Genomic DNA, 13,409 nt, shown 5'->3' on the forward strand with positions numbered 1-13,409 from the left:
CCTATTCCGCCGCTTCGGCGACCTTCTCGAAATCGGCCTCGGCCAGGAACCGCTCGGCGTCGAGCGCCGCCATGCACCCGGTCCCAGCCGCGGTCACGGCCTGGCGATAGACCTTGTCCATCACGTCGCCGCACGCGAACACGCCGGGTACGCTGGTCCGCGTCGATCCGGTCTCGACCTTGATGTAATGGTCCGAATCTAGCTCCAGATGCCCGCGGAACAATTCGGTCGCCGGGTGATGGCCGATGGCCACAAAGCCGCCCTCGACGTCGAGCCGCGACAATTCGCCCGTCACCGTGTCGCGCAGTTCGAGCGCGACCAGCCCGGACGTGCCCCCGCCATCGACGAAGCTCTCGACTTCCTTGTTCCAGATCACCCTGATCCGCTCGTTTGCGTGAAGCCGCTCCTGCAGGATCTTCTCCGCGCGCAGCGAATCGCGGCGGTGGATCAACGTCACGTCGGGCGAATGGTTGGTCAGGTACAGCGCCTCCTCAACCGCGGTATTGCCGCCGCCGATCACCGCGACCTTCTTGCCGCGGTAGAAGAAGCCATCGCATGTCGCGCACGCGCTGACGCCCTTGCCCTTCAACGCTTCCTCGCTGTCGAGCCCCAGCCACTTGGCCTGCGCGCCCGTCGCGATCACCAGCACGTCGCCCTCGTAAATGTCGCCACCATCGCCGACGAGCCGGAACGGGCGGCGGGTCAGATCGACCTCGACGATCGTGTCCCACATCATCCGCGTGCCGACATGTTCGGCCTGCGCCTGCATTTCCTGCATCAGCCACGGGCCCTGGATGATCTCGCGGAAACCGGGATAGTTCTCGACATCGGTGGTGGTGGTCAGCTGGCCGCCCGGCTGGATGCCCTGCACGACGATCGGCGACAGCCCGGCGCGCGCGCCATAGATCGCCGCGCTGAGGCCGGCCGGACCGGAACCGAGGATGAGCATGCGAGTGGTATGCGTGGTCATGGAGTGCGTCCTAAGGGCGAAGGCCCGTCGGGTGCAAATGTGGCGCGCGGCTTATCCACAACAAGGTTGGTGCCACAGGAGAAAAGCTTGCATCGCCTCAAGCGCGGCAAGATGCTTATCCCTCCGCTTTATCGGGGAGAATCGCGTGCGTCGCCTGTCATTGGCTCTCTTCGGTCTTGTCGCGCTGGCCAACGCGGCGTGTAGCACTGAGAAGGCACCGGCGACGGCCAAGCCGACCCCAGCGCCAGCGCTGGCCGCTCCTTCAACTGCCGATTCTCCCGCCGTGCGCAGCACTGGGGTCTGGCAACCCGCCCCTGGCCTTATCCAGACGCCCATTTGGCCCGGCAGCCCGCCCGATGGCACCTTCAAGCCGCAGGGGCCGGAAAGCCTGCTGACGTTCAAGGAGCCGCCGGAATATGGCGGCAAGTCGCAGGCTGTGCTCGACATCGCGACTCCGACACTGACCGTAATCCCGCCCAAGGGCCGCAATACCGGCACCGCAGTCATCGTCTTTCCCGGCGGCGGGTTCCAAATGGTGTTCATCGACCTGGAAGGCACCGAAATCTGCAACTGGCTGGTTGAGCGGGGCATCACTTGCATCGTTTCCAAATACCGCGCGCCCGGCGGCAACGACTATTGGGACAAGGACCTCAAGCGCCAAATCACGCCCGGCATACCACGCGCGCTGCAGGACGCGCAGCGTACGATCCGGCTGGTGCGATCTAAGGCAAAGGAGCTCAATATCGATCCGAACAAGATCGGGGTGATGGGCTTTTCCGCGGGCGGCTATCTCGTCGCCCAGACCAGCAACATTCTCAAACCGACGTACAAACCCGTCGATGCGATCGACCAGATCAGCAGCCGCCCCGATTTCGCCGTCGCGCTCTATCCGGGCCACATCTGCCGTAACGAGGGCACGACGTTCGACCCCTCGCTACCGATCGCCAAGAACGCGCCACCCACCTTCATCGCGCAGGCGTGGGACGACCCGGTCGACCCGATCTGCAACAGCCTGATGTACGCGAGCGCGCTCGACAAAGCGGGCGCATCCGTCGAAATGCACCTGTTCGCCAAGGGCGGCCACGCCTTCGGCCTGCGCAAGAAGGACCAGCCGGTGGGTGAATGGCCGCTGCTGGTCGAGCGGTGGATGAAGGCGATCGGGGTGCTGTAGGTCAGGGAATTTCGAACAACCCCGCCGCGCCCATGCCGCCGGCGGTGCACATCGAGACGACGACGTATTGCACGCCGCGCTTGCGGCCTTCGATCAGCGCGTGGCCGACCAGGCGGCTGCCGGTCATGCCGAACGGGTGCCCGACCGCGATCGCGCCGCCGTTGACGTTGAGCTTGGCGGGATCGATCCCGAGTTCGTCGCGGCAATACAGGCATTGCGACGCGAACGCCTCATTGATTTCCCACAGGCCGATGTCCCCGATGCTCAGCCCCGCGCGCTTGAGCAGCTTGGGGATCGCGAACACGGGGCCGATGCCCATCTCGTCGGGTTCGCACCCCGCGACCTGGAACCCGCGATAGATGCCGAGAATGTCCTTGCCCTCGGACTCCGCCGCCTTGCGCTCCATCAGGATCTGCGCGGCGGCGCCGTCCGACAGTTGCGAGGCGTTGCCGGCGGTGATGTACTTGCCTTCCTTGATCACCAGGCCGTCCTTGAACACGGTGCGCAGACCAGAGAGGATCTCGGTCGTCGTCCCGCCGCGAATGCCCTCGTCCTGCGTCACCGTGACCTGTTCGGTGCCCGTCTGGTTGCCTTCCTTGTCGAAGGTAGCCTTCTCGACCGTGATCGGCACGATCTCCTCGGCGAACGCCCCCTTCGCCAGCCCGTCGAACGCGCGCTGCTGGCTCATCGCGGCGAACTCGTCCTGCGCCGCGCGGCTGATGCCGTACCGCTCCGCCACCACCTCGGCGGTTTCGATCATCGGCATATAGGCGTAGGGCTTCTTCGCGATGACGGACGCGTTCTGGTACGGCGCCGGGGCCTGCTTCATCGTCAGCGTGATCGATTCCATGCCGCCCGCCAACGCCACGTCGAGCTCGTCGCACATGATCCCGCGCGCCGCGAGCGCGATCGCGGTCAGGCCCGATCCGCACTTTCGATCAAGCGTAAAGGCCGGCACGCTGGTCGGCAGCCCGGCCGCGAAGATCGTGTTGCGCGCGACGTTATAGCCTTGCGTCCCCCACTCGTTGCCCGCGCCGTAGAACACGTCGTCGATCCGCGCCGGGTCGATCCCCGCCCGCTCCACCGCCGCGTTCATTACGTGCGCGCCCATCACCGGCGCCTCGGTCGCATTGAAATAGCCCCGGCCGGCTTTGCCGATGCCCGTCCGGGCGGTGGAAACGATCACGGCTTCACGCATGGGATTCTCCTCGTTTGCGACCCACTAGCGCGTCGTCGCGCTCTCGGCCACATTGCGCGCATGACCGAACCGCTCACCGCCCGCTCGCTGTTGTTCGCCCCCGGCGACTCCCCCCGCAAGCTCGAAAAGGCCGGCCTGAGCGCCGCCGACCTCGTCATCATCGACCTCGAGGATGCCGTCGCCGAAAGCGCCAAGCCAGCGGCGCGGGTTGCGGTCGCGCAGCACCTCGAGACCGCGGATCGCCGCCAGCCGCACTGGGTGCGGATCAACCCGCTCGACACGCCGCACGCGCTGCCCGATCTCGCGGCGATCGTGGCCTCGCGGCCCGATGGCGTCATGCTGCCAAAGGCGACTCGCGCCGACGCGGAGGCGCTGAACCGCTACCTCGAAGCACTCGAGACGGCGGCCGGCCTGCCGCTTGGCGGTATCCCGGTGTGCGTGCTCGCGACCGAGACCGCGGCGGGTGTGTTCGATGTCGGCAATTATGCCGGCTGCCCGCGTCTCGCGGGTTTGAGCTGGGGCGCGGAGGACAGCGCGACCGCGCTCGGCGCGACGAGCAACCGTGGCGACGACGGCGAGTATGACTTCCCCTATCAGGTATTCCGCACCCTCTGCCTGACCGGCGCCGCAGCGGCGGGCGTCAGCGCGATCGAGACGATCTACGGCGACTTCCGCGACGCCGCTGGCCTGGAAAAGATGGCGCGCGCCGCCCGCCGTGCGGGTTTCCGCGGGATGCTGGCGATCCATCCCGATCAGGTGCCGGGGATCAACGCCGCCTTCTCCCCTACCGCCGACGAGATCGCGCACGCCGAAGCCGTCGTCGCCGCGTTCGCCGCCAATCCCGGCGCGGGTACGGTCGGGCTGAACGGCGCGATGCTCGACATGCCGCACCTGAAACGCGCGCAGGCCGTGCTGGCGATGCGGCGGTAAAACGATGCGAAGGGGCCTGATCGCTATTGTCGCATTCGCCGTGATCGCCAGCGCTGGATTTTTCGCGGGATGGTGGTGGCGCGGGGAAACGGCGAAAGAGGCTTGCCGTATGGCGGAAGGCACATGGCGACCGAATGACGGCTATTGTGTCGCGCCGAAACTGGGCGAGATGCAAACCTGATTGGATTGCAAATGGTAGCGGAGGAGGGACTTGAACCCCCGACCCCAGGATTATGATTCCCGTGCTCTAACCAGCTGAGCTACTCCGCCCCGAAAGGCCCGCGTTGCCGCGAGCGGCGGGCTATAGGTAGCGCTCCATAGGCGGTCAAGCGCACATATGGCGCGACAGCGGCTCCCACGGCCCGCCGCGATACCACCAGGCGGCATAACCGGTGATCTTTAAGGGGCGCGGGCGGAAATCGGCCTGCAATTCGGTCAGCAGTGCTTTGGCCACAGGCGGTTCAACCTTGTTCTGGATCGTGATGTGCGCCCGCCAAGGCGCGGCGTCCTGCGGCGTCAGTACTCCCGACCAGATGTCGGCCAGATATTCTCTGACGCCTTCCAGCCCCGGGCTATCGATGCGATAGGCCACGCCCCTCCCCAGCGGGATCAGTGAGGCAACGTGTCCCTTGGGCGCTCCTTCCCGCGCCGCGTCGCCAAGACGCTGCCGCACTTCGCTTTCCAGCGACGGCGGCAAATGATGGAAAATCGTCAGGTGTGCGCTCAGGAAATTGCGCTCGGGCGGGAAATGCGCCTGCCGCTGCCGGTCGAACCACGCCTGATCCTCGCCGCCGAGCAACGCCGTGACGATTATGGGCGCCATCTCCATACGACCGTCATCCCCGCGAAAGCGGGGCCCCATCTCTCAGGCCATCACCGCTAAAATCGGTTGTGGCGATGGATTGCGTAGGAGATGGGTCCCCGCTTTCGCGGGGATGACGAAATTGGAAGATACGCCGCCCCGTCAAATCTCGACCTGGCTCCCCAGCTCGACCACGCGGTTGGTCGGCAGGCGGAAGAACTCCATCGCGCTTTCGGCGTTCCTCAGCATCCACGCGAACAGCTTCTCGCGCCAAATCGCCATCCCCGGCTTGGACGAGGGCAGCAGCGTCTGCCGCGCCAGGAAGAAGCTGGTGTCCATCATCTTGAACTTGTCGCCGCATCCAGTGACGAGGCCCAGCGCGGCGGGCACGTCCGCCTCCTCCATAAAGCCGTATTTGAGGACGACGCGATGGAATCCGTGGCCCAAATGATCGAGATGCACACGCTCGGCCGCCGGGTAGTACGGGACATCGACGATCTTCACGGTCAACAGGATGATGCGTTCGTGCAGCACTTTGTTGTGCTTTAGGTTGTGGAGCAGCGCGTGCGGCACGCCGTCGGCGCTGGACGTCATGAACACGGCGGTGCCGGGCACGCGGCTGGCATGGGTCGCGGCGGACGAAATGAACACCTTGATCGGCATCGCGGCCTCGCGCAGCCGCGCCATCATCAGCTGACGCCCCTTCGCCCACGTCGTCAGGATCGTGAACACGATCAGACCGACCAGCAAGGGGAACCAGCCTCCGTCGGGAATCTTGGTCAAGTTGGCCGCAAGGTACGCACCGTCAACTAGGAAAAAGACGCTGAGCAGCGGGATCGCCGCCCATTTCGGCCAGTGCCACAACCGGAACAGCACGACGCCGAGCAGGCAGGTGTCGATCGTCATCGCCCCCGTCACCGCGATGCCATAAGCGCTGGTCAGGTTGGACGAGGTGCGGAAGAACAGCACCAGAAGGATGACCATGGTCAGCAGCAGCCAGTTGATCAGCGGAATGTAGATCTGTCCCGCGGTCGACGCGCTGGTATGTTCGATGCGCAGGCGCGGCACGAAACCGAGCTGGATCGCCTGTTGCGTCACTGAAAAAGCGCCCGAAATCACCGCCTGCGACGCGATCACCGCGGCGGCGGTCGCCAGCAACACGAGCGGAAGCTGGAGATAGTCGGGCGCGAGCAGATAGAACGGGCTTTCGAGCGCGGGCGCTCCGTCGCGAGTCAGCAGCGCCGCCTGCCCCATATAATTGAGGATCAGCGCGGGCAGCACGAAGAACAGCCACGACATGCCGATCGGCTTGCGCCCGAAATGCCCCATATCGGCGTAGAGCGCCTCCGCACCCGTCACCGCGAGCACGACCGACCCGAGCGCCAGGAACGCGCGATGCGGATCGAGCAGGAAGAACTCGACCGCGTAATGCGGAGAGAAGGCCCATAGCACGCCCGGGGTCGCGGCGACGCTGATGACACCCAGCGTCGCGATCACCGCGAAATAGGTCAGCATGATCGGCCCGAAGAACAGCCCCACCTTCGCGGTGCCGCTTTTCTGGATCAGGAACAGGAAGATCAGGATGCCGATCACGATCGGCAGCACGAAATGCGCCATGCCCGGCTGCGCGACGGCCAGACCCTCTACGGCCGACAGCACCGACACCGCCGGGGTGATCATCGAATCGCCATAGAACAGCGACGTCGCGAACACGCCGAGCAGGACGATCCCCGCAGTCCATCGCTTGTTGCCTGCGGTGCGCGAGATCAAGGCGAGCAGCGCCAGACTGCCCCCCTCTCCCTTGTTATCGGCGCGCATGATGATCGCGACATATTTGACCGTTACGACGATCATCATCGACCAGAACATCAGGCTGGTGACGCCCATGATGTGCGCCGGGTCGAGGCTCAGCTTGTGGTGACCGTTGAAGGTCTCGCGAAACGCATAGAGCGGGCTGGTGCCGATGTCGCCGAACACGATGCCGATCGCGCCGATCGCCAGCTTGAGGATGCCGTCATTGCCATGGCCGTGCCCATGCCCGTCCGGCGCGTCGATCGCGGGCGGGGTCGGCGAAGTCGATACGGAGGGATTGGCGGCGCTCATCGCGCGGCCGATGGGAGGGTCATGACGACCGTGTAAGCCCCTGTTTACGGTGGCGGTCCGTTAGCATCAGGCGGCACGGCCCGCAACGGGCGAGTGAATGCCCGGTCATGGCCGCCGGAGCACTTCGCGGATGACGAAATGCGACGCGAGCCGAGTGACTCCCGGCAACCGCGATAGCGTCTCGCGATGGATTCGCTCGAAACTGTCGTCGCGAGTCACCTCGACGTGGAGCATATAATCGGCTTCGCCGCTCATCAGGAAACAGTCGCGCACTTGCGGACATTCCGCGATTTCCTTCTCGAATTCGGCCATCGTTTCCTGGCGTTGATCGCGCAACGTGACGTTGACCATCACGACGCTGGGATGCCCCCGCGCCTCGCGCGACAGTACCGCGCGGAATCCCGCGATTAGGCCCCGTTCGCGCAACGAACCGACCCGGCGATGCGCCGCGCTGCCCGACAGGCCCACCTTCTCGCCCAGTTCCGCGCTGGTAAGATCCGAGTTGGTGACGAGCTGACCGAGAATCCTGCGGTCCAGGGCATCGAGCATTTTTTCTCACTCACGAATGTAATGGCGCAAGGATTTCCCGCCAACAGGCATCATCGCGGATAATTTTGCGAACCTCTCCCGCCCTTCTGGCTGTATTCCCGCGACAATCAAGAGGAGAGATTTCATGCGAGTCGGTGTCCCCAAGGAAATCAAGAACCACGAATATCGTGTCGGCCTGACCCCGGCGTCCGTCGCCGAGCTGGTGCATGCCGGTCACGAAGTGATCGTCGAGACCAAGGCCGGCAGCGGCATCGACTTCGCCGACAGCGCCTATACCGACGCGGGCGCGCGCATCGTCGGTACCGCGCAGGAAGTGTTCGATCAGGCCGAGATGATCGTGAAGGTCAAGGAACCGCAGCAGAGCGAGATCGCGATGCTCAAGCCCCATCATCTGCTGTTCACCTACCTCCACCTCGCCGCCGACAAGCCACAGGCCGAGGGCTTGATGAAGTCCGGCGCGACGTGCATCGCCTACGAGACCGTCACCGACCGCAAGGGCGGGCTCCCGCTGCTCAAGCCGATGTCCGAAGTCGCAGGCCGCATGTCGGTCCAGGTCGGCGCGCACTATCTCGAAAAGGAACAGGGCGGCCGCGGCGTGCTGCTCGGCGGCGTGCCCGGCGTGGCCCCGGCCAAGGTCGCTATTCTTGGCGGCGGCATTTCGGGCGTCAACGCTGCGCAGATGGCGGTCGGCATGCGCGCCGATGTCACGATCTACGACATTTCGAACGATCGGCTCGCCGAACTCGACATGTTCTTCTCGTCGCAGATCAAGACCGAATTCGCGTCGAAAGCAGCGATCGCCGAAGCCGTGAAGCACGCCAATCTGGTGATCGGCGCGGTGCTGGTCCCCGGCGCGGCGGCGCCCAAGCTCGTCACGCGCGAGATGATCAAGACGATGCAGCGCGGTTCGGTGCTGGTCGACATCGCGATCGACCAGGGCGGCTGCTTCGAGACTAGTCACGCGACGACGCACGAGGACCCGGTGTTCGAAGTCGACGGCGTGATCCACTATTGCGTCGCCAACATGCCCGGCGCGGTCGCGCGGACGTCTGCATTCGCGCTCAACAACGCCACCCTGCCCTTCGCGCTGCAACTCGCGAACCTGGGGGCGGAAGCGGCGATGAAGGCTAATCCGCACCTTGCGGCCGGCCTCAACGTCTACAAGGGCAAGATCGCGTTCAAGGCGGTCGCCGACGATCTCGACTTGCCCTATGAGGCATGGAACGGTTGAGCCGCACCGCGACGGCGGTTATGATTGCGCTGGAACGGAGGGACTCCGATGAAATCGATGATCCTGATCGCCGCCGCGCCGGTCCTGCTGGCGGGGTGCAAAGCCAGCGGAACGGCCGATGCGAACACCGCATCCACCGCCAACGCATCAGCGCCTGAAGTCGTCCCCGATTCGGTGACGGTCAACGGCGTGACCTATGTTCGCGCCGGGCTCGACAAGATCAGCCCGGCGTCGGCACCGGCCCCCATACCGACACCCGCCGCTTCGCCGTCGAGCACCCCGCCCCCAGCGATGTCGGATACCGGATCGTCGGTCCCGCCGAACAGCGGCACTGGCGGCGCCGCGGCGGACCACGAGCAATAGAGTCAGGGCCTGGCGTTCGCCTGGACCAGATAGGCGTCGAGTATTGCCAGTCGCTTGGCGATGTCGCCGCGATAACTCGCGTTCGGCGGCGTCAGCTTGAGCGCGCGCACCCAGAAAGGCCGCGCTTCCGCTAGCTGCCCCGCCCGCACATAGGCCCAGCCGAGGAAAAAGGGCGGCCCGGGATGGTCGGGCGCGAGGCGCATCGCCTGTTGGTAGGCAAAGAGCGATGCCGGCGAGACGACGTTGTCATGGAGCGCGATGACGTTGCCGAGTTCACTCCACAACGCGGGGTTCTTCGGCGCATAATCGACACCGCCGGTGACGACGCGAGCGGCGAACTCGGTCTTGCCGTCGGCGAGCGCGACGTCCGAAATACCGAAATACATCGACTCGCCACCGAACCGCCCGAACAGTGCGTCGCGCATCGCCTTGTAAGCCGGATCGACCGGCAGCTTGACGCTCTGCGCCTTTACCGGTTGCCCGCCGGTCAACGGCTGACCCTGCCGAGCATAGCCCGCGGCGCCGAGCATCAGCATCGACCCGACCAGCGACCACAGCAACCGCGGCACGCGCAGTACGACGAGCAACGCCGCCGTCGTCACCACGATCAGCGCGAGCATTACCCAGCCCATCAGCCGTCCCTCCGGCGGAAGCTCAACCGCGCGACAGCAGCGCCGCCGACCAGCAACACGATCCGCGCCCGTATCACCCGTAATAGTCCTCGTCGGCGACCACGCGCGGCCGACCGCGCCGCACGCGCCCGATCAGCGACAGCGCGCCGCCCAGCGCGACCATCGCCCCGCCAAGCCAGATGAACGTCACGAACGGCTTCCACCACAATCGCAATTGATACCCGCCGCTCGGGTCGCGCTGGCCGAGCACGGTGTAAAGCTGCCCGTCGATCCGTGTCGAGATGGCGGACTCGTTCGTATTGGTCGGCGGGTCGGAGAAATAGCGCGCTTGCGGCGACAGGGTGAACGGCGCGCCGTTCTGACCGCGCGTAATACTGAGATCGGCGGCGATCGCCGACCAATTCGGCCCCATTACCGGCCGCAGCCCCTTCAACCGCACCCAATACGGCCCGACAGCGTGCGCCTCCCCGATTCGGGCCACCACCAACCGTTCCTTAGTGAAGGCACTGTCGCTCGCCATGCCGGCCAGGCTGACCGCGATGCCGAGGTGCGCGACCACCATGCCCCAGGTGAACAACGGCGTGCGGCGCAGATTGCGCCCCCACAATGGCGCGACGCTCGCCACCGCCAGCCCTGCCGCCAGCGCCAGCCCGAGCAGCGGCAGCACGCCGATCCCCCAGGCGAACGGCACCAGGACGATCAGCGCCGCGCCGAACCCCGCGACGGGCCACGTCATCCGCTTGAACAAGGCATTCGCCTGATCCCGCCGCCAGCGCAACAGCGGCCCGGCCGCCATGAACACCACCAGCACCAGCGCGATCGGCCCAGTGGCCTTGTCGAAGAACGGCTTGCCGACCGACAATTGCACGCCCATCCCCGCCGCGACGATCGGATAGAGCGTACCGATCAGCACGATCCCCAGGATCACCGATAGCAGCAGATTGTTGACCACCAGCGCACCCTCGCGGCTCAAGGGCGCGAACACGTTCCCCTGCCGCACCGTACCGACCCTGAGCGCAAACAACGCCAGCGCCCCGCCGATATAGATCGCGAGTAGCGCCAGGATGAACGCCCCACGCTCCGGATCGACCGCAAAGGCATGGACGCTGGTCAGGATGCCCGACCGCACCAGGAACGTCCCGATCATGCTCATGCTGAATGCAACCACCGCCAGCATGATCGTCCACGCGCGCAAACCGTCGCGCGTCGCCAGCACGCTGACCGAATGGAGCAGCGCCGTCGCGGCCAGCCAGGGCATAAGGCTGGCATTCTCGACCGGGTCCCAAAACCACCAACCGCCCCAGCCGAGCTCGTAATAGGCCCAGTAGCTGCCCGCGGTGATGCCCAGCGTTAGGAACACCCACGCTCCCAGCACCCAGGGCCGCATCGCCCGCGCGAACGCCGGCCCGACCTCGCGCGTCACCAGAGCCCCGACCGCGAACGAAAACGCGACTGAAATCCCGACATAGCCGATGTAGAGCGTCGGCGGATGGAACGCCAAACCCGGGTCCTGCAGCAGCGGGTTGAGGCCCTGCCCGTCCGCCGGCGCCGGAAACACCCGGGCGAACGGGTTGGAAGCGATCAGCAGGAACGCGTAGAACCCCGTCGCGATCAGCGCCTGTGCGCCGATCGTCGCGCTCAGCGTCCGCTGATCGAGACGCCGCTCGAACACCGCCACCGCCGCGCCCGCCAGCCCCAGGATCGTCACCCAGAGCAGCATCGAGCCCTCATGGTTCCCCCACGCACCGGCCAGCTTGTACAGCATCGGCTTGGCCGAATGGCTGTTCTCCACGACCAGCTTCACCGACATGTCGCTGCGCGCGAACGCCAGGATCAGGCACAGCATCGCCAGCGCGACGAGGAACCCCTGCGCGATCGCGACCGGGCGGATGGCGCGGACCATCTCCTCCCGACCGCTGTAGACGACATTCGCCGCTAGCAGCAGCTGCAACGCTGCCATGGCCGCTGCCAGCCACAGCGCGGCAAGCCCTGCCTCGGCGATCATTGCTTCAACGACCCGATTTCGTGCAGCTTGCCCGCAAGTTCGGGCGGCCGATACTTCTCTTCAAGCTTCTCGAGCCACTGGAAACACGCGGGATTCGCGAAGGGGGTTAGGCTGGGCACGATCAACGGCGGATAGGCGAAGATTTGCGCGGCGTCATCACCGCCGCGCGCTAGTGTGACCCTGACGTGACCTTTGGCCAGTCAGCCCCGGCCGATCAGCCGCCGCGCGATCGAATCGGCAACGTCGGACGACGGCGCACCGGTGCGGTCGCTTTCGTCCCAAACCTCGACCAGTCGCTCTGGGATCTTGGCGATACGCGCCTCGACCTCGGCCTGGTCGCCTTGCCCCAGATATTCGAGGCCGACATTGATGATGCCGCCTGCGTTGATCACATAATCGGGTGCATAGAGGATGCCACGCGCGTGGAGCCGCGCGCCGTCCTCGCGCGTCGCGAGCTGATTGTTCGCGCCACCGGCAATGACCTTCGTGTTGAGCGCTGCGATCGACTGTTCGGTCAGGATCGCCCCGAGCGCGTTGGGGCTGACGATGTCGGCCTCCAGGCTCAGGATCGCGTCGGTCGCAACGGTCTCCGCACCAAGTTCGGCGGCCAGCGCCTTCGCGCGTTCGGCGTTGACGTCGGCCAGGGTGAGTTTGGCCCCGTCCTTCGCCAGCAACTTCGCCAATCCACCGCCAACGCTGCCGACGCCCTGAATGGCGACATGCACACCCGCCATGCTGTCGACGCCGAGCCCGCGCTTTGCCGCCGCCTTGACGCCCTGATACACACCGCTCGCCGTATAGGGTCCGGGATCGCCGCCAGCGCCGCCCGCCGCCACCGGCAGCCCGGAGACATGGCGCGTCTTCGTCGCGATCACCTTCATGCTCGCTTCGGACATACCGACATCCTCGGCCGTCACATACCGCCCGCCGAGCGATTCAACCGCGGCGCCGAACGCCTCGAGCTGCGCCTCGCTGATCGTGTCGCCCGGCTTGGCCGCTAGCACCACGCCCTTGCCCCCGCCCAGCGGCAGGCCGGCCATCGCATTCTTGTAGCTCATCCCGCGCGACAGCCGCAGCGCGTCGGTGATCGCACGATTGGCGTCGGCATAATGCCAGAAGCGCACGCCGCCCGCCGCCGGGCCGAGGTTGGTCGAATGCACCGCGATGATCGCGGTAAGTCCGGCCTTCGGGTCGCGGAACAGGTGGACGCCCTCATGGTCGTCGAAATCGGGCAAGTCCCAAACTGAGGTCATGGTCGCTCCGGCGGCAGCGAAGAAAATTACTGCGGCGCGTAATATTGTTTTAGCGCAGCAAAGGCGAGTCGGAATACGCCGCGCTTGCGAAAATGGGGCGACCGACGGGACTTGAACCCGCAACTTCCGGCATCACAAGCCGGCGCTCTAACCAATTGAACTACGGTCGCCGCGAAGCGCCCGCCCCTAGCGGGAGGCGGGT

13 protein-coding genes and 2 tRNA genes are annotated in these 13,409 nt (G+C 65.8%); 4 read left to right on the forward strand and 11 right to left on the reverse strand.

Annotated features, from left to right (window positions below; genetic code table 11):
* Position 1 precedes the first annotated feature (1 nt).
* Positions 2–970 carry a thioredoxin-disulfide reductase gene (gene trxB / locus J0J06_RS06005; protein ID WP_294040409.1) on the reverse strand — a complete coding sequence of 323 codons (969 nt, stop codon included), beginning with the start codon at positions 968–970 and terminating at the stop codon, positions 2–4.
* Positions 971–1,115: 145 nt separating this feature from the next.
* Between trxB and J0J06_RS06010 the strand changes: the two genes are divergently transcribed.
* Positions 1,116–2,141: an alpha/beta hydrolase gene (locus J0J06_RS06010; RefSeq protein WP_294040410.1), complete on the forward strand. Its 1,026-nt coding sequence runs from the start codon at positions 1,116–1,118 to the stop codon at positions 2,139–2,141.
* 1 nt (position 2,142) lies between these two features.
* On the opposite strand, the gene J0J06_RS06015 is transcribed toward J0J06_RS06010, so the two are convergent.
* Entirely contained in the window at positions 2,143–3,339 is a 1,197-nt protein-coding gene (locus J0J06_RS06015) for an acetyl-CoA C-acyltransferase (protein WP_294040411.1), read from the reverse strand.
* 60 nt (positions 3,340–3,399) lie between these two features.
* On the opposite strand from J0J06_RS06015, the gene J0J06_RS06020 reads away from it, so the two are divergent.
* Complete coding sequence (locus J0J06_RS06020; protein WP_294040412.1) at positions 3,400–4,269, forward strand: CoA ester lyase; 870 nt, start codon at positions 3,400–3,402, stop codon at positions 4,267–4,269.
* A gap of 193 nt (positions 4,270–4,462) precedes the next feature.
* On the opposite strand, the gene J0J06_RS06025 is transcribed toward J0J06_RS06020, so the two are convergent.
* The 4 genes from J0J06_RS06025 to J0J06_RS06040 all read right to left on the reverse strand — a co-directional run bounded on the left by J0J06_RS06025 (position 4,463) and on the right by J0J06_RS06040 (position 7,723).
* Positions 4,463–4,539 (reverse strand) — tRNA-Met (locus J0J06_RS06025).
* A 55-nt stretch (positions 4,540–4,594) separates the two neighbouring features.
* Positions 4,595–5,092: a 2'-5' RNA ligase family protein gene (locus J0J06_RS06030; protein WP_294040413.1), complete on the reverse strand. Its 498-nt coding sequence runs from the start codon at positions 5,090–5,092 to the stop codon at positions 4,595–4,597.
* Positions 5,093–5,233: 141 nt separating this feature from the next.
* Positions 5,234–7,174, reverse strand: coding sequence for a potassium transporter Kup (locus J0J06_RS06035; RefSeq protein ID WP_294040414.1), 1,941 nt, complete (start codon positions 7,172–7,174; stop codon positions 5,234–5,236).
* A 105-nt stretch (positions 7,175–7,279) separates the two neighbouring features.
* Complete coding sequence (locus J0J06_RS06040) at positions 7,280–7,723, reverse strand: Lrp/AsnC family transcriptional regulator (RefSeq protein WP_294040415.1); 444 nt, start codon at positions 7,721–7,723, stop codon at positions 7,280–7,282.
* Positions 7,724–7,847: 124 nt separating this feature from the next.
* On the opposite strand from J0J06_RS06040, the gene ald reads away from it, so the two are divergent.
* Together ald and J0J06_RS06050 are read left to right on the forward strand one after the other, a co-directional pair.
* The gene (ald, locus tag J0J06_RS06045; RefSeq protein ID WP_294040416.1) at positions 7,848–8,954 is read left to right on the forward strand and encodes an alanine dehydrogenase; all 1,107 of its coding nucleotides are present in this window, start codon (positions 7,848–7,850) and stop codon (positions 8,952–8,954) included.
* A 48-nt stretch (positions 8,955–9,002) separates the two neighbouring features.
* Positions 9,003–9,317 carry a hypothetical protein gene (locus tag J0J06_RS06050; RefSeq protein ID WP_294040417.1) on the forward strand — a complete coding sequence of 105 codons (315 nt, stop codon included), beginning with the start codon at positions 9,003–9,005 and terminating at the stop codon, positions 9,315–9,317.
* A 2-nt stretch (positions 9,318–9,319) separates the two neighbouring features.
* Here J0J06_RS06050 and J0J06_RS06055 read toward each other — a convergent pair whose 3' ends face one another.
* From J0J06_RS06055 to J0J06_RS06075, 5 genes are all read right to left on the reverse strand, one after another.
* Positions 9,320–9,949, reverse strand: a complete 630-nt coding sequence (locus J0J06_RS06055) for a hypothetical protein (protein ID WP_294040418.1) — start codon at positions 9,947–9,949, stop codon at positions 9,320–9,322.
* 73 nt (positions 9,950–10,022) lie between these two features.
* Positions 10,023–11,954, reverse strand: a complete 1,932-nt coding sequence (locus tag J0J06_RS06060) for a heme lyase CcmF/NrfE family subunit (RefSeq protein ID WP_294040419.1) — start codon at positions 11,952–11,954, stop codon at positions 10,023–10,025.
* Positions 11,951–12,073, reverse strand: a complete 123-nt coding sequence (locus tag J0J06_RS06065) for a hypothetical protein (RefSeq protein WP_294040420.1) — start codon at positions 12,071–12,073, stop codon at positions 11,951–11,953. The genes J0J06_RS06060 and J0J06_RS06065 overlap by 4 nt, the downstream gene beginning before the upstream one ends.
* Before the next feature lie 81 nt (positions 12,074–12,154).
* Positions 12,155–13,207: a Glu/Leu/Phe/Val dehydrogenase dimerization domain-containing protein gene (locus J0J06_RS06070; RefSeq protein ID WP_294040421.1), complete on the reverse strand. Its 1,053-nt coding sequence runs from the start codon at positions 13,205–13,207 to the stop codon at positions 12,155–12,157.
* Between the two features lie 93 nt (positions 13,208–13,300).
* A tRNA-His gene (locus J0J06_RS06075) sits at positions 13,301–13,377 on the reverse strand.
* Positions 13,378–13,409: the final 32 nt, after the last annotated feature.

This window comes from Sphingomonas sp., assembly GCF_017304615.1.
Taxonomy (GTDB): domain Bacteria; phylum Pseudomonadota; class Alphaproteobacteria; order Sphingomonadales; family Sphingomonadaceae; genus Sphingomonas.